The organism is uncultured Roseibium sp. (assembly GCF_947499295.1).
GTDB lineage: Bacteria > Pseudomonadota > Alphaproteobacteria > Rhizobiales > Stappiaceae > Roseibium.
The window spans coordinates 1-25747 of sequence record NZ_CANMNP010000026.1; the positions used below are offsets into that span (position 1 = coordinate 1).

General features: G+C 55.6%; 19 protein-coding genes. 12 read left to right on the forward strand and 7 right to left on the reverse strand.

What is annotated here, in order from left to right; translation table 11 throughout:
* The first annotated feature begins 367 nt into the window (after window positions 1-367).
* Entirely contained in the window at window positions 368-1129 is a 762-nt protein-coding gene (locus Q0835_RS27125; protein WP_298966227.1) for an IS5 family transposase, read from the forward strand.
* Here the strand turns inward: Q0835_RS27125 and Q0835_RS27130 are convergent.
* Together Q0835_RS27130 and Q0835_RS27135 are read right to left on the reverse strand one after the other, a co-directional pair.
* Window positions 1126-3849: a GNAT family N-acetyltransferase gene (locus Q0835_RS27130; protein ID WP_298966230.1), complete on the reverse strand. Its 2724-nt coding sequence runs from the start codon at window positions 3847-3849 to the stop codon at window positions 1126-1128. The two genes, Q0835_RS27125 and Q0835_RS27130, sit on opposite strands and share 4 nt — an antisense overlap.
* 135 nt (window positions 3850-3984) lie before the next feature.
* Window positions 3985-4818 (reverse strand): universal stress protein, encoded by an 834-nt coding sequence (locus Q0835_RS27135; RefSeq protein ID WP_298820931.1) that lies wholly within the window; start codon window positions 4816-4818, stop codon window positions 3985-3987.
* A gap of 155 nt (window positions 4819-4973) precedes the next feature.
* Here Q0835_RS27135 and Q0835_RS27140 point away from each other — a divergent pair, with 155 nt between their 5' ends.
* From Q0835_RS27140 to Q0835_RS27160, 5 genes are all read left to right on the forward strand, one after another.
* Window positions 4974-6761, forward strand: coding sequence for an ATP-binding protein (locus Q0835_RS27140; protein ID WP_298966234.1), 1788 nt, complete (start codon window positions 4974-4976; stop codon window positions 6759-6761).
* On the forward strand, window positions 6758-8155 hold the full coding sequence (locus Q0835_RS27145; protein WP_298966237.1) for a sigma-54 dependent transcriptional regulator: 1398 nt from the start codon (window positions 6758-6760) through the stop codon (window positions 8153-8155). Before Q0835_RS27140 ends, Q0835_RS27145 begins: the two co-directional genes overlap by 4 nt.
* A gap of 256 nt (window positions 8156-8411) precedes the next feature.
* Window positions 8412-9428, forward strand: coding sequence for a C4-dicarboxylate TRAP transporter substrate-binding protein (locus Q0835_RS27150; RefSeq protein ID WP_298820925.1), 1017 nt, complete (start codon window positions 8412-8414; stop codon window positions 9426-9428).
* Window positions 9429-9513: 85 nt separating this feature from the next.
* Window positions 9514-10155 carry a TRAP transporter small permease gene (locus tag Q0835_RS27155; protein ID WP_298820922.1) on the forward strand — a complete coding sequence of 214 codons (642 nt, stop codon included), beginning with the start codon at window positions 9514-9516 and terminating at the stop codon, window positions 10153-10155.
* Window positions 10152-11522, forward strand: coding sequence for a TRAP transporter large permease (locus Q0835_RS27160; protein WP_298820920.1), 1371 nt, complete (start codon window positions 10152-10154; stop codon window positions 11520-11522). The genes Q0835_RS27155 and Q0835_RS27160 overlap by 4 nt, the downstream gene beginning before the upstream one ends.
* Before the next feature lie 92 nt (window positions 11523-11614).
* Here Q0835_RS27160 and Q0835_RS27165 read toward each other — a convergent pair whose 3' ends face one another.
* From Q0835_RS27165 to Q0835_RS27175, 3 genes are all read right to left on the reverse strand, one after another.
* Window positions 11615-12226, reverse strand: a complete 612-nt coding sequence (locus tag Q0835_RS27165; RefSeq protein WP_298820918.1) for a DUF805 domain-containing protein — start codon at window positions 12224-12226, stop codon at window positions 11615-11617.
* Between the two features lie 168 nt (window positions 12227-12394).
* Complete coding sequence (gene xseA, locus Q0835_RS27170) at window positions 12395-13960, reverse strand: exodeoxyribonuclease VII large subunit (protein WP_298966240.1); 1566 nt, start codon at window positions 13958-13960, stop codon at window positions 12395-12397.
* A 1298-nt stretch (window positions 13961-15258) separates the two neighbouring features.
* The gene (locus tag Q0835_RS27175) at window positions 15259-16854 is read right to left on the reverse strand and encodes a ShlB/FhaC/HecB family hemolysin secretion/activation protein (RefSeq protein ID WP_298966242.1); all 1596 of its coding nucleotides are present in this window, start codon (window positions 16852-16854) and stop codon (window positions 15259-15261) included.
* Between the two features lie 233 nt (window positions 16855-17087).
* On the opposite strand from Q0835_RS27175, the gene Q0835_RS27180 reads away from it, so the two are divergent.
* The 4 genes from Q0835_RS27180 (at window position 17088) to Q0835_RS27195 (ending at window position 22046) form a co-directional block, all read left to right on the forward strand.
* Window positions 17088-17846: a 16S rRNA (uracil(1498)-N(3))-methyltransferase gene (locus Q0835_RS27180; protein WP_298820912.1), complete on the forward strand. Its 759-nt coding sequence runs from the start codon at window positions 17088-17090 to the stop codon at window positions 17844-17846.
* Between the two features lie 4 nt (window positions 17847-17850).
* Window positions 17851-19614, forward strand: a complete 1764-nt coding sequence (locus tag Q0835_RS27185) for an adenylate/guanylate cyclase domain-containing protein (RefSeq protein ID WP_298966246.1) — start codon at window positions 17851-17853, stop codon at window positions 19612-19614.
* A gap of 146 nt (window positions 19615-19760) precedes the next feature.
* Window positions 19761-21134, forward strand: coding sequence for a glutamate--cysteine ligase (locus Q0835_RS27190; RefSeq protein WP_298820908.1), 1374 nt, complete (start codon window positions 19761-19763; stop codon window positions 21132-21134).
* Window positions 21135-21281: 147 nt separating this feature from the next.
* Window positions 21282-22046 (forward strand): DUF937 domain-containing protein, encoded by a 765-nt coding sequence (locus Q0835_RS27195; RefSeq protein ID WP_298966248.1) that lies wholly within the window; start codon window positions 21282-21284, stop codon window positions 22044-22046.
* A 141-nt stretch (window positions 22047-22187) separates the two neighbouring features.
* Here Q0835_RS27195 and Q0835_RS27200 read toward each other — a convergent pair whose 3' ends face one another.
* Window positions 22188-22502: a DUF1127 domain-containing protein gene (locus tag Q0835_RS27200; RefSeq protein ID WP_298966249.1), complete on the reverse strand. Its 315-nt coding sequence runs from the start codon at window positions 22500-22502 to the stop codon at window positions 22188-22190.
* 264 nt (window positions 22503-22766) lie between these two features.
* Here Q0835_RS27200 and Q0835_RS27205 point away from each other — a divergent pair, with 264 nt between their 5' ends.
* Window positions 22767-23642 carry a LysR substrate-binding domain-containing protein gene (locus tag Q0835_RS27205; RefSeq protein ID WP_298820903.1) on the forward strand — a complete coding sequence of 292 codons (876 nt, stop codon included), beginning with the start codon at window positions 22767-22769 and terminating at the stop codon, window positions 23640-23642.
* 158 nt (window positions 23643-23800) lie between these two features.
* A complete protein-coding gene (locus Q0835_RS27210) occupies window positions 23801-24691 on the forward strand; it encodes a LysR substrate-binding domain-containing protein (protein WP_298820901.1) in 891 nt (296 codons plus the stop codon).
* A gap of 42 nt (window positions 24692-24733) precedes the next feature.
* Here Q0835_RS27210 and Q0835_RS27215 read toward each other — a convergent pair whose 3' ends face one another.
* Window positions 24734-25651, reverse strand: a complete 918-nt coding sequence (locus Q0835_RS27215; RefSeq protein ID WP_298966252.1) for an EamA family transporter — start codon at window positions 25649-25651, stop codon at window positions 24734-24736.
* Window positions 25652-25747 lie beyond the last annotated feature (96 nt).

Here is a 25747-nt window from a genome sequence, read left to right on the forward strand (position 1 = left end):
CATTTGCAAGATATGGACTTCAGAACCTGATCGTTTCAGACTTAATCCGATCCATCAAATGCCGGGACTGAACACCTTGATCGTATTCCTCTGAATGACACCGACAAACTGAACGAACTGCGGGCGCGTTTGTTAAAAGCAGGTTTTTCTAAATGACTGATAGTTTGTCAAAGCAGCCTTTGGTGCAGCCGCAGCGAAGGCTCACTTCGTCCGCTGAGCGCCATTTCGCACCAACGGTATCGAATGACGGCTTCGGGTCATCTTGAGACGATCCGGTCGGAGAGAGCAGGGTCCGCTTCTAGCAACGAAGCAGACATTGAACCCAGGACAGTTAGTGTGATTCAAGCTCCATGAAGGAGCCCCGATTATGCGATATGCCCTAACTGACGCCGAGTGGCGCGTCATCGAACCTATTCTGCCCTGTAAATCAAGGGGTGTTCCGCGCGTGGACGACAGGCGCGTCCTGAACGGTATCTTTTGGGTATTGAAGTCGGGCGCCCCTTGGCGGGATCTTCCCGACTGCTATGGGCCTTACACCACCTGCTACAATCGGTTCGTGCGATGGCGTCGCGCTGGTGTATGGGATCGCATCTTGATTGCGATCTCGCATCGAGACGATGCACAGGTGCAGATGATCGACGACACAATCGTCCGGGCTCATCAGCACGCAACATGCATCAAGCATGGGGAAATTGAAGGTCTCGGTCGCTCTCGCGGAGGGCTGACGACCAAGATCCATGCCGTTGTTGACGCGAAGGGCTTGCCGCTCAGATTGGCTATTGCACCCGGTCATCAACACGACAGCCTGGGCGCGAAGGACATGTTAAGCGATATGCCGGAAGGTGGAGTGCTACTGGCCGACAAGGCGTATGATTCAGACGCCATCAGCTCGATTGTCGCGGCGCGTGGAGGGTGGGCAAACATTCCGCCGCGCCGTAATCGGAGAGAGCCAATCTGCTTCAGCCCATACCTCTATCGGGATCGAAACCTGGTCGAACGGTTCTTCAATCGGATCAAGCACTGCCGCCGCATTGCCACACGTTACGAGAAGCGGGCCGCCAACTTCCTTACCTTCGTGAAGCTCGCGGCGATCCGCCTTTGGCTACGCGTTTATGAGTCCACGGCCTAGTCTGGAATGTCGGCCACCGGCAGCGTCACCAGAGCTATACCTGGATCGTCCGGCGACGTTCCAACGGTGAAGCCGAGGGCATGGCACATGGAGATCATTGAAGTGTTTTCCTTCAGAACCTCACCTTTGATAGTGGTGATACCGTCGACCTTGGCATAGCGGATGATCAGCTGCATCAGGGCCCAACCGAGACCGACCCCCTTGAGGTCGGAACGAACCATGACAGCATATTCACCGGTTTGATGGTCCGGGTCCGCATGAAGGCGCACGACGCCGAGCAGGCGTCCATCGTCTGGATCTATCGCGGAAAATGCGATCGCGCGGGCATAGTCGAGCTGTGTCAGTCTCGCTAGAAACCTGTGAGAGAAATCGCGCACCGGCGCAAAAAACCGAAGCCTCAGATCCTCTGGCGTAATAGCCTCGAAAAACGACTTGAACAGTTCTTCGTCCTCTGGCCTGACAGGGCGTATGAAGACTTCCAGGCCGTCCTTCAAGGCGATCGTCTGTTCCCATTCCTTAGGATAAGGGGTGATCGCCAGACGAGATTTGCCCGTCCGGCCAGGACGGTTTTCCGGGTGACAAAGGGTCATGCGTGCGTCCAGGGCGATCAGGCCGGACGGCAGCGCGACAATCGGATTGATGTCCAGTTCCTGAATTTCTGGAATGTCGATTGTAATTTGCGACAGTTTCACCAGCGCTTCAGCCAGGGCGGGAGTGTCGAGAGGAGGGCGGGCAGGACCGCCTTCGAGCAATCTTGCAATCCGTGTACGTTTGATTTGTGCCTGAGCAAGGTGGAGATCGAGCGGCGGCAGCTCGAGTGCAATGTCGACGCTTTCCTCAATCGAGGTTCCCCCGTGCCCAAACACCAAGACAGGACCGAATTCCTGTGTTTCGGCAAGACCCATATAAAGTTCGAGCCCGTGCCTGTCTTCCAGCATCGGATGAACGGAAATACCGGCAATTCGTGCGTCGGGGAAAGAGTTCTTTGTGTTGTTGATCAGTTCTTCGGCGGCTTGTCTCACCGCGTTCGGGCTTTCCAGTCCGAGCCTGACACCATCTATGTTGGATTTGAAGGGCAGGTCAGGCGAAATCAGTTTTGCCACGCAGTGCTTTGCTGTTTCGAAAAATGGCCTGGCGAGTTCCCCGGCTTCTTCCGCGGTGGATGCCATTTCCGTGGCCATGATCGGAAGGTCATAGCATGCGAGCACCTGACAGACTTCCTTTGGTGTAAGCCAGGTGCGGTCTGTTTTCAGGGCGGCTTCAACAATGCCACGAGCTTTGTTGGTGTCCGGGGTGAAGTTGCTGGGCAGGCTCGGGGGAGCGGCCATCAGGAATTCCCGGGCCTGCGCGTCATGCGCCAGATGCATGAGGCTGCGGGCCGCTTCGGCCGGGCTGGCATAATTTGGGATTTTTGCGTCGGAAAGATGCGCTCGCAGTGCACCGTCACCGCCGATCAAGCCCGCTACCAAAGCCTTGCGTCGACCCGTCCGTTTTCGGTCCAGGGTTGCTGCATCGGTGATGGCCTTTGCAATTTCCGGCAGGGATTGGAACGCACTTGCGGATTGCAGCACAAGCGCCCCGTCGACCTGGGTGTCCTTCAGCACGGTGGTTATGGCGCGCGTGATGTCGTCTGGCGTCATGTTCTCGCGCAGAACCATAGTTCCGTTTGCTGCCGGCGTTTTATCAAGGTCGTCATAAGTGCGGCTGAGGACTTCGAGACTTTCCCGGGTCTCCGTACCAAGTTCAGCAAATCTAGCTCCAAGATCCATCAACCTGTCGACGGCCAGATTGGCAAGGCTGCGGCCATTTGCAAGAACAGCCAATCGGTCACAGCGAGGTACCCGAATTTGTGAAAGGGTCTCCAGAGCCTCGAACATTTCATCGAGATCATGAACGCGCAACAGGCCGGTTCTGCGAAACGCGGTTTCATAGACAAGATCAGTTCTGGCAAGGCGTCCGGCATGGGTGCGACCGGTCCCGCCGGTGTCATGGCTCTTGCCTGATCTGAGCACGATCACCGGTTTGCTGCGTGCCGCTGCGCGTGCAGCAGATATGAACTTGCGTGGTATCGCTATGCCTTCCAGGTGCAGAACGATCGACCGTGTTCGAAAATCCTGCGCAAAATAGTCGATCAAGTCGCCGACATCGACATCGACACGCTGGCCAAGTGAGACAATGGACGAAAATCCGGTGTTGTGATTTTTGGCCCAGGAGAGCGTTGCATTCAGCACGGCGCCAGAGCGGGAGAAAAATGCGACATCACCCTTGTTGGGCGTCTCAGCGCTCAAAAGCGCATTCAATTTGCTTGCCGGAACCGCAATGCCCAGGCTGCCGGGGCCAATAATGCGCAAGCTGGTTTTTCTGGCGGCTTCCCTGCAGTCCTGAATGAGCGCTTCGGGCCAGCTTTCGTAGCCAGGTGAAGGTATCAGGACCGCACGGGTGCCGCCGTTAGCAAGTTTCGCAATCGTCTCAGGCAGGGTTTCGGCCTTGGCGAGATAGATCACCAGATCAGGCATGCGTTCCAGATCATCAAGCTGGGCGGCGCGCTGCCCGCTGAAAGCGACCGTCTGCTCGATGCCTACCAACGTGACCCTGTGGGCGGCTTCGATCTCATGCAGACACGCGATCAGCTTCTCGGTGAGAACGCCGGGGTGCCGGCAGGGCCCGAGAACCGCGATTGATGCCGGAGCGAAAAAACCTTCAAGATTTCGAATGGTCACCTGGGCGGTCCCTTAATCGGCCGTAAGACGATGCATTGCGCAACAATCATCAGACTTCGATTAGATACTTAAGACAAAAATACCCGCGGGCCAGTTCTGCACGGCTCCGCGGGTATCCAGCATCACTTGTGGCTCCTAGTGTGCCATCAGGACAGGCACCGTCATGGATTCCAGAATTTCCCTGGTGGCGCCGCCAAACAGGAATTCGCGCATTCGGCTGTGGCCATAGCCGCCCATGACGACAAGATCGTTGCCGCTTTCCGAAACATGATTGAGCACAGTGTCCGCAATACCGGTTTGAGGATTTGTAATCACCTTGATGGTGACATTCATGTTGTGGCGCGCCAGATACATGGCGACATCAGCGCCCGGTTGTCCGTTCGCCGCGTTGGATGTTTTCTCGATGACCAGAAGCGTGATTTCATCGGCTTTTTCCAGAACAGGAAGGGCTGAATGAATGGCTCTGGTTGCTGTGGAACTGCCATCCCACCCGACCAGTACGTTTTTGGGCTGAAAGCTGGTGCTGCCGATATAGGGCACAAGCAGAACCGGTACGCCGCTTTCAAACAGGACCGTCTCGATGAGCAGCTCGCGCATCGGCTCAGGTCTGTCTGGATTGGCCTGTCCGATGACGACCATGTCGGTTGGACGGCAATGCACCAGGACGTTTTCCAAAGGGCCGCCGGTCAGAATTTCCGAAACCCGGCTTTCGTTGTTCACACCGGCAAGACGCGCAAGTTCGTCGAACTGTTTCCTGGCCTCGTTGGCAGCGGCAATGGCTTGATCGTGGGCGGCCTGAAGGTAGTCGACCGGCATGGGTGCTGCAGCGAACGCCGGTACAACCGGTTCAAAGGAAACCGCAAGTCCGGTGACATGGGCATCGTGATTCCGGCCAAATTCGAGGGCGTATTTGGCGGCAGGTTGATCACCTGCCAGATCCAGTATCGTCAATATGTCTTTGATAGGCATCTTATCCCTCCTGAGGGCACGGTTCAGCGTGTCGAACCTGTCTGACTGATGTTGTAAAGGACAGCCTGAACGTGCGTCCTTGACGCGTATCAAACTTTTACGTCAGCTGAAACGCCCTGTTGGCGCAGACCGAAAAAATCCGTAAAAATAGGTGCATGTCAAAACGCTGGTTCTATCTGGCCCTGCCGCCGCTTCTGCTCGTTGCAATCGCATTCGTTCTTGTTCAATTGGTTCAGGAGCTGGATGAGGCGAGCGTTGACCGAAAGGCCGCCGAGCGTTTGACGCTCTATCGACAGACCATCTTGGGCGAGTACCAGAAATACCGGTATCTTCCATACATGATTGCGCGGGACCCGCGGGCGACGTCAGCGCTGGGTCTCGGGCAGCCCGTGGACAGCGCCAACCGTTTTTTGCAGGAAATGGCTGAAAATTCCGGCGCGGAACTGCTCTATGTAATGAACGGCCAGGGAACCACGCTTGCAGCCAGCAACTGGCAGGAGCCCTTGTCCCTGGTCGGTCGAAACTATGGGTTCCGGCCGTATTTCAAATCGGCGATCCAGGGTGAAGAAGGACGCTTCTTTGCGATCGGTGCGACATCGGACGAACCCGGTCTCTTTCTGGCAAGGCCAACGCCGGTGGCCGGCGCTCCAATTGGCGTGGCTGTGGTCAAGGTGGATATGGGGCCGCTGGAAGATGCGTGGGCGGAAGGGGGTGAAACGGTGTTCGCGTCAGACGCCAACGGCGTGATCTTCCTGTCCAGCCACGCGGACTGGCGTTACAGAACGATCGAACCCCTGACCAAGGACGTGCGTGAAACAATTGACCTGACACGTCAATATGCAAGCAGAAGCCTCGAACCTGTCAGTGATCAGGCGGTGAGGGCACGTGAGCTTGTCACGATTGACGGCAAGGCCTTCCGGCACAATGCCGCCGATGTGGGCCTGCTTGGCTGGACACTTCATTTCCTGGTGCCGGTCGAAGAAACCCGCAAAAGTATTCTGCCGATCTGGGCATCGGCCATCACGCTGTGCCTCGTCTACGCGGTCATTGTCCTTGTGCTCAGAGGGCGAAGACTGCGCAAGACGTCGGTATTGCTGCGCCAGGAATCTGCGGACCTGAAAGAACTTAACACGCGTCTTGTCGGCGAAATTCAGGAACGCAGACGAATAGAGCGGGAGCTTCTGGAGGCACAGCGTGGACTTGCCCGTTCAAACAGGCTCGCCGCGGTTGGCGAAATGTCTGCGGCGGTCGTTCACGAACTTAGTCAGCCGCTTGCAGCGCTGCGCATGTTCGTCGCCGGAACGAGAAAATTCCTGGAAAAGGGCGATACACAGACAGCTGCCGAAAACCTTGTGGAGATAGATTCCCTGCAATTGCGGATGGCCAATCTGACACAGGAGTTGAAACGGTTTTCGCGTCCGGGAGAAAGCCGGATCGAACGGATCGATCTGCGAGAAAGCATAAGAACTGCAGAGAAAATCGCACGCCCGCGATTTGAGGAAACAGGGGTTTCGCTTGTTCTGGATCTGCCCGACACACCACTGGAAGTGGAAACGGCACCGCTGCGCATAGAACAGATCCTTGTCAATCTTCTCAGAAACGGGGCTGATGCAACCGCGTCCGAACAGAAAGGCCGGGTGGAACTGAAAGCCGCGCTAACCGACGGTGATGTTCGTCTTCAGATCTCCGACAATGGACCCGGCGTTCCCGAAGATCTTCGAGAGCGTATTTTCGATCCGTTCTTCTCCACGAAAACGAGTTCCGGCGGCATGGGACTTGGGCTCGCGATCTCCATGCGGTTGGCTGAGGACCTGGGCGGCAGCTTGTCAGTTCGGGCAAACACCCCTAAAGGGGCTGTCTTCGAACTTGAGCTGCCTGCGATCTCGGCAGTCTCCGATAGCAGCAGAGCGAAAGCCGAGCCGGAACCTGAAGCCGCTGAATGACAGACAAAGCCGACAAAACACCCGTCCTGGTCGTTGATGACGATCCGTCAATGCGGGCCGCTCTTCGCCAATGGATACGCCTTGCAGGATTTGAAACCAAGGAAGTGGCAACGGCGGACCAGGCGATGGCGAAACTGTCTCCAGAGTTTGGTGGCTGCGTTGTTTCCGACGTCATGCTTGAAGGTGAAGACGGTGTTTCTCTTCTCAGGCGCATAGGCGAACAGGACGCAGAGTTGCCTGTAGTCCTGATCACTGGACATGGCGACGTTCCCATGGCCGTGGAAGCGATGCGTGCTGGCGCCTATGATTTCGTCGAGAAACCGTTCGATCCCGATCACATTGCCGAAGTTGTTCGTAGGGCCTGCGACAAACGAACTCTGGTACTGGAAAACAGGCAGCTGAAAGCACAGCTCGCCGACAGCGCCGGCCTGGAAAGCCGTCTGATCGGCAACAGTCCGGCGATGCAGACGCTGCGTCAGCAGGTCCTTCATTTTGCGCGCACCGATGCGGCCGTGATGATCACGGGAGAGACAGGGACGGGCAAAGAGGTCATTGCCCAGGCTCTTCATGACTTCAGCCCGCGCAAGGACGGACCCTTTGTGGCAATCAATGCCGCAGCGCTGCCGGAGGCCATGGTCGAGGCTGAGCTCTTCGGCCACGAGGCTGGCGCCTTTACCGGGGCCGACAAACGGCGGATAGGCCGAATAGAATCCGCAGGTGGTGGTGTTCTGTTTCTCGACGAGATCGTTTCCATGCCGCTGGCATTGCAGCCCAAGCTGCTTCGCGTTCTGCAGGAAAAACAGGTGGACCGGATCGGGGGTACGCGTCCGGTGGAAGTCGACATCAGACTGATCAGTGCCGCCAATCTGGACCCGAAGGAGGCAATGGCCGCAGGCCGTCTCCGAGAGGACCTGCTGTTCCGTCTGAACACCATTGAACTGAAGGTGCCGCCACTGCGCGAACGCGGGCGCGACAGCTTGCTTCTGTTTGACACATTTTTGAACCGCTTCGCACTTCAATACGGCCTGGACGTTCCGGTTACTTCTGCTCGTGACGAGGCCTTTTTGCAGACCTATTCCTGGCCTGGCAACGTACGTGAATTGCGCAATGCTGCAGAACGCTTTGTTCTAAATGCAGGGGTTGGTCCGCAGCCCCTGGAATCGCTGGTCACAGGTGGCCGCGAGGGCACCGCTCCATCAGAGGAAAGTGGCCTGAAGGAGCTGATGGATGCCTATGAGCGCAGCCTGATCGAAAGTGCGTTGCATCGGCATGGCGGACGAATTGCCGATGTCATGCAAGAACTCAATCTGCCGCGGCGAACGTTGAACGAAAAGATGACGCGCCACGGGCTCACCCGGGATCAGGCGGGGCCTGTCGAACCCGTCGCGAATTGATGATCGGCGGAATTTCGCCGATGCGCACACGGTCTCGGCAAGATCTTGCCTAGGTGCATTGCAGCACACGGTGCGGGCGCCCTAAAAAATCGCAAAAAACCTTGAATGGGCTGTTGTCAATCCAATCTGGCACGGGTCATGCTTCAAGGTAAGCGACTTGGCACGGGTCTGTACCGCGATTTGGGTTCAGGCTGAGCAGCCAAGGAGTGAGCGGGGCCGCGAACGAACAAGCGGCTCATTGATCTGGGAGGATTGCATGCTCTTTTCACTCAAGTCCGCAACTGCTGTGTCTGCAGTTGCGCTCTCTGTAATGTTCGCGACAGAAACCTTCGCCGCCGACGTCACCTGGAATGTCTCGCTGTGGGGCAAGCGCCGCGCGTTTACTGAGCACGTCGAGAAGCTGGCGCAGGAAGTTGCTGCCAAGACCGATGGAAAGTTTGAAATCGTGCTGCATTATGGTGGCGCGCTGTCCAAGTCTCGCGAAAATCTTGACGGTATTTCATTCGGTGCTTTCGAAATGGCGCAGTTCTGTGCGTCCTATCATGCCGACAAGAACCCAAGCTTGACGGTTCTTGAGCTGCCTTTCCTCGGTGTTTCCGATCTGGAAACGGAAGTGAAGGTGTCCAAGGCTCTCTACGATCATCCGGCCGTTCAAAAGGACCTCGGCCGTTGGAACGCGAAACTGCTGATGCCTTCTCCGATGCCGCAATATAACTTTGCTGGCAAGGGCGACGTCCCGGCTTCGATTTCCGACTTTGACGGCATGCGTGTTCGAGCACTCGGTGGTCTTGGTAAGCTGATGGAAGCCGTTGGCGCAGTTCCGACATCCGTGACCGCCTCTGAAACCTATCAGGCAATCGATTCAGGCACAGTGCAGGCAGCCGGTTTTGCTCCGCACGCGCATCTGTCGTTCAAAGTGGTTGAAGTTGCCGACTGGTGGACCAAGAACCTGAACCCGGGCACAGTTCATTGCCCGATCGTTGTCAACGTGGACGCTTACAACGCGCTTCCCGACGACTTCAAGGCTGCTCTCGACGCTTCAGTCGACCCGGCGCTTGCCCACTATCTCGACACCTATGCCAAGGTTTACGACAAGTGGTGGCCTGAACTGGAAAACCGCGGCGTCACTCAGGTCGAGTTCACCGACGAAGAACTGGCTGCCTTTTCTTCCAAGGCCGGCCCGATCCATGAAGCATGGGTTGAAGAGCAATCTGCGAACGGTCTTCCGGCGCAGGAACTGCTCGACATGGTCAAGAAGACCATTGCTGAATAAGCCGGCACGTTCGGTTTGACCCTTCTGCTTTCTGGCGCCGGGCACATTTCCTGGCGCCAGAAAGCCCTGCTCGGGGCTGAAACTCATGATGACAATTGATCCCGGTGGACGTTCCGACCAGGAACGGCCGGTTACCTATATCCGTTTCGATGGCTGGCTTGCTCGCGTGGAAAACGCCTTCAACATGTTTGCCGCCTTTTCGATCCTGGCTTTGATGTTGCTGGCTGTCGCTCAAGTCGTCGGAAGAGTGTTCAACACACCGGTGCCAGGCTTTATCGACATCACAGAACAGGCGATGGCCATTTTTGCATTTGCCGGTGTTGCCTACTGCCAGCGTGTTGGCGGTCATATCCGAATGGAAATCGTACTTGGCAATCTGAGTGGCCGCACGCTTTACATCTGTGAATTGATTGGTGTCATTCTGATCGCATTCACCGTTGCGCTTCTGATCTGGGGGAGCTCGTATCACTTCGAACGTGCCTGGAACATCGGCGACAGTACGATGGATATCCGTCTACCGACCTGGCCCTCCAAACTTGTAATTCCGGTTGCTCTCAGTCTCCTGTTTCTGCGCCTTTTGATGCAGATCTACGGCTATGCCCGTCTGATCGCCGATCCTCGCCGGACGCCAATTGGCGTTCCGGTCATCGAAGGGGTTGAAGAGCACGCCAAACACGAAATCGAAGAAGCTTTTGGTGAAGATACAAAAGAGGGAGGCTCCAAATGACGCCGTTTGACGTTGGCCTCCTCATGACCGGAGTGCTTCTGGTTCTCGTCATCCTCGGGGTGCGGGTCGCATTCGCGGCAGCCTTCACCGGGCTGGTCGGTTTGATCATCCACTTTTCCATGAAGATGGGTTTTGAACGCGGTTTTTTTGTCGCTCTGCAAATGGCCGGGACCATTCCGCATTCCAAGTCAGTAACCTACGCCCTGTCTGTTTTGCCCACCTTCATTCTCATCGGGTTTCTGGCCTTTTACGCAGGTTTCACCAAGCAGCTCTTTGAAGCGGCCAAACGCTGGCTCGGTTGGCTTCCTGGGGGCATGGCGGTTGGTACGGTGTTTTCAACCGCCGGATTTGCAGCCGTCTCGGGGGCATCCGTTGCAACAGCTGCTGTCTTTGCACGTGTCGCCATTCCCGAGATGCTCAATGCCGGTTACTCCAAACGCCTCTCGGCTGCTGTGGTGGCTGCAGGCGGCACGCTGGCATCCCTGATCCCGCCGTCGGCGATCCTGGTGATCTACGCAATCCTTGTGGAGCAGTCTGTCGGCAAACTGCTGATCGCAGGGTTCCTGCCTGGCGTTTTCTCCGCACTGATCTATGTCGGCATCATTGTAGCCGTATCCGCTTGGCGTGGTGATGCGCCTCCGGTGAAGGGTTATACTTGGATGGAGCGCATTGAGAGCGTTCCCGGCACGCTTCCAATCATCGCCGTTGTGGGTATCATCTTTTGCTCCTTCTTCTTCGGCTGGGCAACGCCGACGGAAGCAGGCGCTCTCGGCGCATTTGTTGTGCTGATGGTTGCGTTTGCCAAAGGCATGAAGACCAAACAGCTTGGTCAAGCCCTTCACGAAACGGCAAAACTCACTGTCATGATCTTCACGCTGATCTGGGGTGTGCTGGTCTATGTGCGGTTTCTCGGTTTTGCCGGTCTGCCGGAAGCATTCAAGGACTTCATCGTGGCGTTGGAGTTTTCGCCCTGGATCGTGATGATCTGCATTCTTCTCGCCTATGCCGTGCTCGGCATGTTCATGGATGCGATTGGCATGCTGATCCTCACTCTTCCAGTCGTCTACCCGGCCGTTATGGCCTTGAACGGCGGCGAGAGTGTCTCTGCGGCCGACAGCGCCTTTGGCATGTCGGGCGAAGCTTGTGCGATCTGGTTCGGAATTCTGGTGGTGAAGATGGCGGAGCTCTGTTTGATCACGCCGCCAATAGGATTGAACTGCTTTGTCGTCTCAGGCGTCCGGCCGGACATTCCGGTTCAGGAAGTCTTCCGCGGCTGTATTCCGTTCTTCGTTGCGGACGTTCTGACCATCGCAGGTCTTCTGGCATTCCCGTCGATCATCACGATCCTGCCCACCTTGATGGGGTAGCAGAAAACGGAAACAAAACGAAAAACGCCGCCGGAGTTTCCGGCGGCGTTTTTTTTGAGACAGCGAGATTTGGTCGCTCGCCACAACTGCTTTTAGTCAAAAACGCGCGGCTGCGGACTGTGAGTGTCGAAGCGATTGTTGCCAGGTGTGCCCGGAATAAACCCATTCACCACGAAAATATAAAGCCCATAAAAGATGTTTACGACGGGCACGAACAGAAGCAACAGCCAGAAGCCGGATACGTCTCTGTCATGATTACGTCTGACCAGTATCGACCAATAGCTCACCGCTGATACCAAAAGTAGCGAGCCACAGATCATGCCGGTGTTGGTACCGTAGATCGCAACGATGACAGCCCAGTCTCGCGCGCTTTCGCTCATGTGATCGGCGCGTGACATCAGATCCATGAACGCGGGATAGGCACTCCAGATCAGCGTTGAAACGAGTACCATGTCGATGAAGAAACGAATGAAGCCGATGGTCCAGTATTCCATGCGGCCCAGACGGCCCCGAAAACTGAAGAAGATTGAAAGGCCATGCGTCAGCGCCTTGCCAAAGGAGAAACTGTCGTTGTCTTCAAAGGCTTCAGGGCCTGCCGATGCGGTCTGATAAGCGGATGCCGCCACGGCTGCGGACTGCGGAGATGCCCAAGATTGCCCCGTATTCGGCACAAGGCCTCGTTTTCCAAATTGCTTGCGTTGCATTGAAAAGGTAGCCCCTGTCGTTACTCTTTCAAATCGAACAGGGTTGACGTTACGACAGTCGGCTTAATATTGACGTAAAAGATGTAGTTAAGTTTTTATGTATTAAATAATAGTCCAAAGTCAGCTGGTCTAGGTCAATCTATTTGTCGAGATTTAGAGGGCTGAAACCTAAAATAAACTTCCCTGGTCCGCAGCCTTGCTTTTGGCTGTGGCCGGTTTCTTTGCTTTGGCCTTGGGTTTGCTCGTACCACTGTCGCTCATGACCAGAGCATCGACCGCACCATCAGCCAGTTCAATTGAGAGCGCGTCTCCCTGGGTAACCGCGGTTACAGATCGGACTGGTTGCCCGCTGTCATCACGCACGACTGCGTATCCTCGCGCCAGAACATCTTTGTAAGAGAGCGACTTCAGCAGCTTCTGCAAACCGTCGAGACGCGTTTTTTCTTCTCGAACCCGGGCAAGATAGGCCCGGTCAAGACGTTCCGAGAAGCCGTCCATTCGTTCCTTGCCGAGCGTGATTTGCTGCGCGAGCCGAGCAGGTGACAATCGTCCGGAAGCACTGATGTAGGCCTGCCGTTTTTGACTAACGGCAACCTGCAACGCGCGCTGCTGCCTGCCGCTGATCTGGACAAGGTCCTGTCTTGCCTTTGAGGTTTGGCGGGACAACAGGAAAGGCGACAAACGGCCCGACAGATTTTCAAGATGTGTTCGGTGGCTTTTGGTGCTGACGATCAGCGCCCGTTCCAGACTGTTTGCCAGAGTGTCGAATTTCTGGCGCGGCAGGGCGAGAAGATCTTGCGGTGCGGGTAATGCGGCACTTGCAGCCCGCAGTTCTGTCCGGCGCGACGTGACAAAGCGGATCAGCCCGGAATTCAGCCGGCGGGCCCTGTCATCCACCATTGCCATGAGCTCGGCCTTCACCGGAACGGCGATCTCCGCAGCGCCGGTCGGAGTTGGTGCGCGCAGGTCCGCCGCCAGGTCGATGAGGGTCCAGTCGGTTTCATGGCCGACAGCGGATATCAGCGGTATCTGACTGTCCGCAGCTGCCCGCACCACGGCTTCTTCATTGAAGCCCCATAGATCTTCAATACTGCCGCCGCCGCGCGCGACGATCAAAAGGTCCGGCCTGGGGATCGGTCCATCCGCTTGCAGTGCATTGAAGCCGCGAATGCCATTGGCGACCTCGGCGCCAGACGTTTCCCCCTGAACGCGAACTGGCCAGACAACAACATGCAGTGGAAACCTGTCACTGATGCGATGCAGAATATCCCGAATGACGGCGCCGGTCGGTGACGTGACCACTCCGATGACCTTGGGCAGCGGAGGCAGCGCCTTCTTGCGCTCTTCGGCAAAAAGTCCTTCCGCGGCAAGTTTCTTCTTCCGCTCTTCAAGCAGAGCCATCAAAGCGCCGGCGCCCGCCGGTTCGAGCGCATCGATAACCATCTGGTATTTGGACTGGCCGGGAAAGGTGGTGATCTTGCCCGTCGCGATCACTTCCAGGCCCTGCTCGGGCTGGATCTTCAATTTGGAGGCCACGCCTCGCCAGATCACGCCTGACAAAACAGCCCGGTCGTCCTTGAGATCAAGGTAGATGTGCCCGGACCCTGGCCGCGAGATTCGTCCAAGCTCTCCCCGCACGCGCACGTAACCGAACGCACTTTCCATTGTCCGTTTGATGGAAAACGAGATTTCGGAAACGGAAAATTCGGCAACGTTTGAGGACTGTTCGCTCACGATTGATTCCCTCTCGATAAAGGGAAATTGTCTGTTTGCGGGCAGGGGGTCAAGGGGGCAATCGCGCAACCCTTCATAGATTGCAAGTCGCCTCAAGCACAAAGTATTGTGAACCATCCGTTGAGCTTGGGAAACAATTGAGATGCCGGCTGAGCCACGTCAGTTTCTGTAGCGCCGTTTGATTGACACGAGGCAGCCGGGGTCCTGTGGGTGTCGGGCGGGAACATCTTTTGCAATAGCATCGACGACGTTTATGTCGGCCAATGCACCTGAAAATTGAGAACCTCGCCGCTGATTTGTGGGCTGTCTTCGACCGTGGCCGCTAACGGCACAGTCCCAAATTTCGCTTGCCGTGGAATCAAGATGGCGCGGTAGAGCGTGTGCTGGTTGGCGTCCAGGAAAATCGGTTATGTAGTTTGGTCCCTGTGCAGATTTTACATGGGTCTTTGCGTAGGTAATGGATCCTGCTGGCGCGATCGCCGTTATACGCTGCGTGGGTCCGGGCTGTGTTTGTTTCGTCGAAGTTGGCTGGTTCTTTGCTGGATTGACCAAGGGTTGCGGCACTCTACCCGGTATCGCAATTGGACGCGGGTTCGGGGTGGCGCTCGGTTTGGGTTGCGGTCTGGCCAAAAATTGGGGAACGAGCCCAGGAATGGCAATCGGGATGGCTTGCGGTCGTGGAGTGGGTTGCCGTGACGGTGTGAGAATTTGCACCGGACTAATCTGTAGAGAGCGTTGTGGAACCTGAGGCGGAACGGCAATAGGTATCAACTGGGGAGTGGGCTGCAGTTGAGGTGACAAGACCGGTACTGGGAAAGGTCGTGCAGTTGGGGTCTGCTGCGGTTGGGGAATTCGTTGCGGTACCAGGGGAGGCACTGCAAGAGGTACCGCTTGAGGAATAGGCTGTAGTTGCGGTGACAGCACCGGCACTGGGAACGGTTGTGCTGTGGGGGGCTGCAATTGTGGAACCTTCGGCGGAACGGCGATAGGTACCCGTTGTGGCACTTGATTAGGCGTCAAAGGAGGCACAAGAACAGGACTGGGCGTGGTGACTATGGATGGAACACCCGGCTGTGGAGTTTGCTGACCAGGAAGCTGCGTACTCAATGGCGGTTTCGCGCCGCTAACACCGGCCCCAGTCGAAGATGTCCCACCACAATCGGACGAATGATGGGGATTGCCGACCCCTCTGCACCATCCGTAGTGGTTACCCGCACTCCAGCTTGCCGTACTTGCAGCCAGTACGCCGAATGCCAGGGCGAAAGACGAAACTGCTTGCGTTAGTTTGAAGTGTCCCATTACCACGACCTTCCAAGTGTGAGATAGAACGCAGGAGCAAATTGGCCCGTTTCCGGGCCGTCCGTGAGTGGAACGCCAAACCATCCATTGACGAAATAGTGCTGTGAAATTGTTGAAGACCATCCAAAACCAGTCGAAATCAAACTGGTGTGATCTCTTTCGTGTGTTCTGGCGTCCAAATTGCCGACAGTTCCGGTATCAAGAAAGACAAATGGTTCGAAACGGTTGATCCAGTCTGCTTCGGGCGTGAGGTCGAGTGCCAGCTCAAACTTCCCGATTAATCCAATGTCTCCCTGAGCTTCATCAAACCTAAAGCCGCGCAGGGAATACCTGTCACCAAGATATATTTCTTCCACTGCCGGTAGGCTGTTGCTTGTGATCTGCCCCCATATTTCAGTGTTGAGGTAGAGGTTTTGATGTAAAAAATTGAGAGGTTCTATGTGGCCAAGTCCAGCGCGAAGATGCCAGAATTCATCGTCTCCATCGTCGATATCCGCTGGTTCGGGTCCCGCGCGCATGCCCAAGGACAAATTGACGGCCACTTCAGTTGCGCCACCTCTTGAGTTTGCGTTTCCATAAAGTAATGCCAGTGCAGCTGTGTCGACCGCACTACGATATTTTAGGCCACCGCCTTCCGAATTGGAATCCGCATAGCGAGCCTCAATCAATGCATAGCCATATTCGTGGGCATTGCGCAGGAAAGGATGGCCCAGTGCAAGGACACCGTTGAGCCCGTCTTGGTCTGTCGTTACAAGCGAGCCGTTTGCTTCTCGGCGACCAAGAGCATTGCCAAAATAACCCTCTACATAAGTACCTTGGCGCCCGATGGGGGCACGGTAGGTTATTGCGCCGTAGAGTGAATGGCCATCATTTGCAAAGGTATCAAGGGTATCAAACGCGGTTGCACCTGCCTCAAAGCGCAGTAAGTCACCGGCAATAAGCGTCGAGTAAAACTCCTGATTTAAGAATCCGGAAACGGCCTTGCCAAATTCGCGCGGGGGGGTGTCAATCTGAATGCTGCCGGATTGACTGTCGGTAGTTGCAAGAATGCGGAGATGCGCTCCACTTTGCCCTTCTGGATAATCAATTTCTGTTGTCAGATGAACACCGGCGAGGTCGCGTGCGAGCATGATCGCTCGCTCATAAGTGCTCAAGCGGAGAGGGCGCTCTGTCGTCAAATGCTGCACGTAGCCGCGTATTTTCTGAAATAACCTTTCTTCGACACCTTCAATTGAGATCGTTTCGATGTAACCCTCAACAACGCGAAATGTCTGCGAATTGGAGTCTGGGTTGCGCAAGACTTCAACCTCGGCCAGGAAGTATCCGTCTTCGCGATAGATGAGCTCGATGCTCCTCGCCAAACTGTCTGATTGGACTACCCCGCTTTGAAGCCGCGCATGTTGGTAGGCAAATGCGAGTAGATGATCTGGATCGTAGATTGATACACCACTGAGACGCGGTGTTGAATGAACGTTGGAAGATGAAGAAACAAACAGAAATACAATGAAGAGCTTTCGTATAAGTTGTAGTGCCAAGTGTGCGAAAGGGCTTCTTTTGTGTGCTGAAATTGGTATGGTATTTTTTACATTGTTCATATTATTCAGTGCGTTATTTCGCCAGAAAACAAGTTTATTGCTGCGAATTTTGTGCTGCTATTCTGAAACGGTAAGTCGGCGCTGAAGTTTTTGCAACTAAAAAGAGCGCCTGAACTTATTGGAGCGACAACAAGGCTAAACCCCGGAAGTCGGTGCCAACAAACCACTGAAAAAATGCGGTTAGCTCAGAAACTGCATTGAAATTGCCATGATCGCTGGCCAGTGTCTTCGGCATGGGAAAATATGATTTCAAAATGCAGCGGCTTTTTCTGCGGCATATTCTTGCAGATGGTGCGCGGATCGAAGTCGATCGAGGCCAGGCAAATTACCTGATGAACGTGTTGCGCCTGAAAGATGGCGACTACGTTCTTGTGTTCAATGGCAGCGACGGTGAGTGGCTGGCCAAAATCTCAAGCAACAGCAGACGGGACTGTGCGCTCCAGCTGATGGAGCGAACCCGGGAGCAGACCGAGCGCAATGATCTGATGTACATGTTTGCACCGCTCAAGCATGCCCGGCTGGACTATCTGGTGCAAAAGGCGGTGGAGATGGGTGCTGGCAGTCTGAAGCCCGTCATGACCCAGCACACGCAGGCAAGTCGCGTCAATCTGGAACGCATGGAGGCAAATGTCATTGAGGCTGCGGAGCAATGCGGTGTGCTCTCCATCCCGGAAGTTCTGGCGCCGCAACCTCTCAAGGACGTGCTTGAAGTCTGGAGCCAGGCCCAGCCGGGACGAAAGCTTCTGTTTTGCGATGAAGGTGAGGGCACGGACAATCCCCTGATGACGCTTGCACAGCTCAAAGACGCGGGCCTCAATCCACTCGCGGTACTGGTTGGTCCCGAAGGCGGGTTTTCCGATGAGGAAAGACAGGAATTGCGCGCCATGGAATTTGTCGTTCCAATTCCTCTTGGACCACGTATTCTGCGGGCAGACACGGCAGCTGTCGCCGCGTTGACGGTGATTCAGGCAACATTGGGTGATTGGAGATAACCTGATGTCTCAGGAAACCCTCCCGAAAAAGCAATCTTCCGATGAAGCCCCAAACCTGAAGATCGCGGATATGGAGGGTTTCGGAACGGCATCGGGTGCCGAGGCTAAGAGAGCCCGCTTTCGTTTGCCGGTCGGTGTTGCCCTCGGTCTTGTGTTTTCAATGCTGCTGGTGGTGATCTGCGGAATTATCATTGCCTACATGTCTTCGGCCGATCGCCGGATTGCCGGGCGCTTGCTTGATGAGCAGGGACAGGCCGTGCTCAAGGGCAACGAAGCGGTCCTCAACAATTTTTTCAAGGAACAGGAGCTCCTGTTCCATACCATTGCGGTCCAGGCTGAGGACACCGGCAAACAGCTTCGACAGGCGGATCTGCTTGCCTATCACAAGCTTTTGCCCAACGGGGCCGCGCTTGAACTCGGCCGCTCTGTGTTGACGGAAGAGCCCTCCGATCAATTGCCACAAGTCAGCTGGTCGGACTTTCGCTACCGGAATGGTTTTGCCACCGCGGTCAAACTGGCGGAGCTTGATCTTGGCAACGGTCAGACGCTGGTCGGCCTCTATCCCCAGCCAGTTTTCGCTGAAGTCGCCGACACCATGGAATGGGAGGGCCGGCAGCAGGTCTTTGTCTTGTCTGGCAAGGACCTGGCGATCGTTGTGGACGGTGTCCCGGAGAGCGAATTTGAGGCAAGTGCCGAACAGCCGCTGCCAAGGCTTGCGGACCTGAAAAGCTCGCCCTTGCATCGTGTCTGGGAGGACAATGAAAGAGCCCATGACATGGGTGGTTCCATTGAGGGCAGGGTCTTTCCGGGTGACCACGGGATGTTCACGGCCATCTATGACGACATCACGATCGGGCCTGCAAAGGGCTGGATCCTTGGCACACTTTACCAGGCTGACGAATTTGGTGCGGCGCTCGATCAAACCCAGATAGTCCTTTATGCGGCATTGGTTGCTCTTGTTGTCGGGGCAATCTTGTCTTTCATTGTGGGGCGAATGCTTGGCAGGCCGCTCAGCAGGCTTGCCCTGTCTGCCGCTGAGCTGCGGCAACTCAAATTCGACGCAGCAGACAGATTGCCACGGTCTCGGCTGGCTGAGTTGGATGACGTCAATCAGGCATTTAACGGCTCCATCGGAGCCTTGAACGCGTTTGCCAAATATGTACCCAAGCAGCTTGTATTCCGCCTGATTGAAGAGGGCATGACCAGCACCCGCAACATCGAGATCAAGCAAATGACCATTGTCTTTACCGATCTTGCAGGCTTCACCGATTTGGCTTCACACATGAGCGCTGAAGAAACGGCCGGGTATCTGAATGGATACTTCGAAACCGTGTCTCAGGCTATTTCGGAACGGCAGGGTACGATTGACAAGTTCCTGGGAGATGGTGTGATGGCTTTCTGGGGAGCCCCTTCTGAACAGCCGGATCACGCAGCCATGGCAATTGCGGCGGTCAAAACGCTCGCTGATAGAATTGAGCAGGCAACCGGGCGCACTATGCGGGTGCGCATCGGCGTTCACACCGGCAAAGTCGTTGTCGGTGATATCGGCTCCTCCGCCCGAATGAACTACACCGTAATCGGTGATGCGGTGAATGTAGCGGCCCGGCTTCAGGAGTACGGAAAGAAGGTTGACCCGGACGCGAAGGTAATTGCGTTGGCAAGTGGTGATACAATGGCAAACCTTCCTGAAGGAACGACCGCGACGAGCCTTGGAACGGTTCAATTGAGAGGCCGCACAGAGCCGTTATCGGTCTTCAGGATCGCGTGAGATCCAGCCGGTGTCGTTTCCTTGCTTGCAATCTTCTTTCAGGACTCCTAAATCACCGAAACTCAATTACGCCCGGTCCCGGGCACAGCGGATCATTGCGGTTTGGGGGCAAACACACGGGCCGCACAGGAAATTAGGACAAGTTCATGGCCCGCGACACGGTCGACACCACTCCGATTGAATCTGTGGCCGAGTTGGCCGCAACCCTGGAAGAGGGCTGTAAGCCTGAAGACCAGTTCCGCATCGGTACCGAGCACGAAAAGTTCCTTTTTTGTGAAAAGGAGCTGTCACCGATCCCGTATGAGGGTGACAACGGGATCGAAGCGGTTCTGACCGGTATGGAAAAGTTGCTCGGCTGGGACCGGATCGAGGATGATGGCAAGATCATCGGTCTGGCGGATGATCACGGCGGCGGTGCTATTTCGATTGAACCTGGCGGACAGTTCGAATTGTCGGGGGCTCCGCTGGACAGCCTGCACCAGACTTGCCGTGAGGCCAACCAGCATCTTGCCAATGTCCGCAAGGTTGCGGAACCGCTGGGGGTTGGATTTCTCGGCATTGGCATGACGCCGACATGGGCTCGTTCCGATGTCCCGCGCATGCCCAAATCCCGATATGACATCATGACCAACTACATGCCGAAGGTGGGCTCGCTTGGTCTCGACATGATGTACCGCACGGCAACCATTCAGGTGAACCTCGACTTTGCGTCTGAAGCCGACATGGTCAAGAAGATGAGGGTCGGTCTGGCCCTTCAACCAATTGCCACGTCGATATTTGCAAACTCTCCCTTCACCGAAGGCAAGCCGAACGGCTTCAAATCGTTCCGGGCCCAGATCTGGACCGACACAGACGGTGACCGGACGGGTGATATGCCGTTTGCCTTCGAAGATGGTTTCGGGTTCGAACGCTACGTTGAATGGGCGATTGACGTGCCGATGTACTTTGTGAAAAGAGGCGCAACCTACTACGACGTGACTGGCACAACCTTCCGCGAGTTCATGAACGGTGCGCTCGAAGGCAAGGTGCCGGATGCAACGCCAAGCCTTGGGGACTGGAACAACCATCTTTCGACACTGTTCCCCGATGTCAGGTTGAAAAAATATATTGAAATGCGCGGTGCCGACGGCGGTCCGTGGCGGCGCATTTGTGCGCTCCCTGCCTTGTGGGTCGGTCTTCTCTATGATGACGGCGTGCTTGATCAGGCATACGAACTGATAAAGGATTGGACGGCAGAAGAGCGTGCAAACCTGCGCAGTTCCGTTCCCAAAACGGCCTTGCAGACCCCATTCAGAAACGGGACGGTATTGGATGTTGCACGTGATGTTTTGGCGTTGTCTCAAGAGGGTCTGAAGCGCCGGAACAGGTTGAGCGATGGGGATCTTGACGAGCGCGTCCACCTTGCGCCGATCGAAGAAGGATTGGCATCCGGCATGTGCCCGGCCGACGTGCTGTTGCAACGCTATAACGGGTCCTGGGACGGCGATGTCACACAGGTTTTCCGGGACTACGCCTACTAGGCTCCTTATCTGAACTTGATTTTGAACACGTGGGGATAGAACTGGCTCGAGATGGCCTTTGATTGACCTTATGCACGCAAAAGGTCACTCTGTTTTCGGTAGGTCTTGTTTCTCAAGGCCTTGAGGCGCGATGACCGGAGCAGAGCGATGACTGGTAGCGACAGGGCGGCCCCACCGTTTGACGTTTTTTCCTTAAGTGAGGATGTGAGAAACCGCTTCGGCTGGTCCAACGAAGACCTGAGCAGCGTCATGGAACAACTGATGCCGGCCGCGCTGAATGGATTTCGCTATTTTGGCAGTGCTGTTCCCGGCTTTTCCGATTTTCTCAGTCAGGCAGCACCCGGCGCTACAGGCCTTGAGAATCCGTTTTCAAACTACGCCAGCATGTTTCAGGCACCTTCCGATGCGACCCTGACACCATTTTTTGGTCCTGAGGCCGTACAAAAAGCTCTTGCAGTTCAGGTGTCCTCAATCACGGGTCTGCAGCAGGATGCCATCAAGGAAATGATGCCGGTAGCAGCTACTCTGGCCATGGGTCAGATTGCCCGCCCCTTTGTTCATGGCGAAGCGCGAAATCTTCTTGATGCGTACCTGCGCGGCTTTGCACGAGGCCGACCGAAGCCAGCTCCGTCTCCTGTTGACTACCTCCAGGGCTATGCAGACGCCATGCAGTCCTTCTGGGGTGCCTTTCTGCAGCCGGCACACATTGTTCAGGACAGCGAAATGGAAGAGCCTGAACACATTCAGGAAGAGGAACTGCCGCCGGAAGAAGAAGACCCGGAGACAGACACTTCTGAATTTGACGAAATGGTATCAGGCTGGATGTCGGCCGGCCGGGACTTTCAATCCAACCAGTTCAAGGCCTTTGACAGTTTTTTTGAAAAGGCATCCAAGGATTTCGGCGATCGTTAGCCGTATAAGAATTTCGGGCATACATATCGCTCTGGCCGCATCGGCTGGAAAGCAAAAAAAGGCCCGCCATGGGAAGGCGGGCCAGTTGCGTCAGCAAGGCTTGCCGACAGGGGCTGCTAAATTAAGTCCAGTGAGCCAAAGCTAAGCGGCAAGCGGGTCGCGTGCTGTTGCCGATCCGTCCACGATCTTGAGGGACGGTACAGTGTGCTGCACGTTCGCCGCCTTCAGTGTCTGGCCGAGTTCGGTGGACCCGCTCAAAAGAGATGTCGGGTCAGAATAGAACGGTCGGGCCATTCCCCGTCGAACATCGCTCCGGGTCAGGCCAATGTCCTTCAGTTGTTCGTCGGACCAATCTTTCAGTTCCGCAAACTGGCGCCGGTGCTTGGATACACGCCATGCACGGGCAACCATCTGCCCGAAGAGAGCGAAAAGCGGGTGGTTAGCTGTGTGAGTCATGGCAAAATTCTCCTGTGAGCGGCCGGAGGAATTTCCGGCAACTTGTTCCGCGCCGTCGTTGGCTATCCGTATTTTAGGAACAATCTGAAGATGGGTGATTTGCTTGCATTAATCCAACGAATGTTTGTGATCAAAACCATCATTTGTTGTGATGATACAAAAACGCCGCGGAAATCGTGGTTCGAATTTGAAGTGTTCCAAAAGCATTTTTCATTTGAATGAATGTCATATAAAACATGAGCATTGTTTATAAATGAGGCATGTATGCTCGATCTGGACCAGCTTCGAACTTTTGTGGCCATTGCCGAAAGCGGAAGCTTCACACGGGCAGCGGAAAACGTGCACAAGACCCAGTCCGCCGTCTCGATGCAAATGCGCCGGCTTGAAGAACGCATCGGCAAGCCGCTCTTCGTCCGGGTCGGCCGACAATCCCGCCTGACGGAGCATGGCGAACGCCTGCTTCACTATGCACGACGCCTTGTGCAGCTGAACGACGAAACCCTTGCTGCCTTTGACGATACCGAGCTTGCCGGACTGGTAAGACTTGGGACACCTGACGATTATGCTGATCGTTTTTTACCAGAAATTCTGGCGCGGTTCTCAAGATCCAACCCCAAGGCCGAAGTCAGCGTCGTGTGCGCACCGACACCTAATCTTGCCGATATGATTGCTGGAGGAGAACTGGACGTCGCCATTATCACGCACGTTCAGAAGAAAGGGCGCAAACACGTCGACCTGGTGCGACGGGAACCGCTTCTTTGGGTTGTTTCGGCGCGCCATGCCGTTGAAAACGAGTCTCCGTTGCCGCTCGCTCTTGGTCGTGCGACCTGTGACTGGCGCAAGGCGGCGATCAATGCGCTCGGCGATCAGATGCGCGAGCATCGGCTGCTCTATTCAAGTTGGAACTCAACGGCGGTTGGTGCTGCTGTCCTGGCCGGTCTGGCGATATCCGTCCTGCCGGAGTCCGCGCTCAGGTCCGGAATGCGGGTCCTCACCGAAACCGAGGGGTTCCCGCGGCTCCCTGATTGCGAGATTGGAATCATGCGGTCTTGGCACAACAGTTCCCGGGTGACCGATGCCTTGGTCGAGCACATCGTTTCGTCGCTGGACAACCTGTCCGTACCGCAAGCTGCGGAATAGCAGCAGGCGAATTAGATTCGTTCTAAAGTTTCAGATGTTTACCTTAAAAATTCTGGATTTTTGCGCTCAAGTTTCCGATTGAAACGTAAGAATGTGTGATGTATCTTCATCAAATCAATTCGTAACTCATATCGCTCGGCACATTCGCGGGAATTTGCATGAATCACGCGCTAGATATCGATCAGCTGCGAACCTTTCTGGCTATCGCTGAGCTGGGAAGTTTCACCAAGGCCGGCGAAGCTGTTCACAAGACCCAATCAGCTGTTTCCATGCAAATGCGCCGTCTGGAAGAGCGTGTCGGACAGCCGATTTTTATCAAGGACGGCCGCCAGTCGCGCTTGACCGAGGATGGCCAACGGCTGGTGGAATTCGCCCGTCGGATGATCCTTCTAAACGATGAGACCCTGTCCGCGTTCAATGGCCATAAGGAAGTGGGCCATGTGAAACTTGGGGTGCCGGACGACTACGCCGACAGGTTGCTGCCGCAAGTTCTGGCAGCTTTCAACCGGCTTAATCCGTCGATCGAGGTCAAGGTTGAGTGTTCCGGCAGCTCGAAACTGACCGAGGCGATCCGTGAAGGAGCGCTCGACGTTGCCATCACCACATCAAGTGACACGATGGATCTGCGCGGTGAAATCATCAGGCGCGAACCTCTTTACTGGGTAACGTCCACACAGCATTCTGCGCACACCCAGGAGGTGATCCGTCTCGCGCTTGGTCCGGCAACATGTGGATGGCGGCGTCTTTCCATGGATGCGCTCGATCGTGCCGGACGCAGTTACCGCGTTTCTTACACAAGTTCGAGCGCTGCTGCTCTGGTCGGTGCAGTTCAGGCCGGGCTGGCGGTGACAGTGTTTCCCGAAAGTGCAATTCGAGACGGCATGCGCATCCTGGAGGAAAGGGATGGTTTTCCGTCCCTGCCATATTGCGACATTGCCCTGTTGCGCTCAGACAGCGCACGCGAAGCCATGCACGATACGCTCTGCAATCATCTGATCGCGGCAATCGGCAATGTCGGAAACGGAACCAGCCAGGTGGCTGCGGAATAAGTCCGGCAAATATGCGTTTTTCCAATGGTTGCGCGGTACACTTTACCGTGCTCGCAGCATCATGAGATTGCCTGCAAGCACAAAGATCAGGCCTGAAGCGGCAAGCACCGTCCACTGATAGTCTTCAAAGATCGTCGAAAGCGTCAGCGCCACCACCGGGAACATGACGGTGGCGTAGCCTGCGCGCGCCGAGCCGATGCGTCCGAGCAGTGTCAGATAGGAAGCAAAGGCGATCACCGAAGCGACAAGCGCAAGATACACGAGCGTGCCGAGGTAGGTTAAGGACCATTCAATGGCGAAGCTTTGACCGCGCAGCGCCGATGCAATCCCCAGAAATACCATACCGTAGACCATACCCCAGGCGGTCGCAGGCGTTACGCCGATCCCTTGGCGCTGCGTATCTGCGGACAGCATGTTGCCGAAACAGAAGCTGAGTGTGCCGCCAATACACATGGACAGTCCGAAAAGCGTCTCGGAGCTGTATTGCGCACTGGCAAGCGTTGGCCAGAACATCAAGCCGATCCCTGCAAATCCAAGGACACCTGCGGCAAGCGCCAGCAGGTTCGGCCGTTGACCAAACAGCAAAAGTCCGAGAAACAGGTTGAAGATCGAAGCGGTTGAAAAGATCACCGCGAGCAGACCAGAAGGCAGATGCGAAGCGCCATAGTAGAAGAGCGTGAAATTCGTCGAAAACAGAAAAGCCCCGAGACCGGCGAAGCGAAGGTGGTCTTTGAGCGGAAACGAAAGATCATGCCCTCTGTATTTCGCCCATGCCATCATGATCGTTGCGGCCAGAACGAACCGCCAGAAAACGGATACTTCTGGCGCGACCGTTGCGACCTGGCCTTTCATTGCGATCCAGCTGAAGCCCCATGCAAGCACGGTCGTCGCATAAAGACCGTAATCGGTTGCATTGAAACCATGTGACTTGGATCCGGCAGCAGGGGATGCGACGCTCATAAGACTGGCCAATCGGAAATGGGAAGTGAAACCAATGTGAGTGCATGGCCGGATCAGCACAAATGATTGTTTTTGATCTATCCATCACGAGATCCG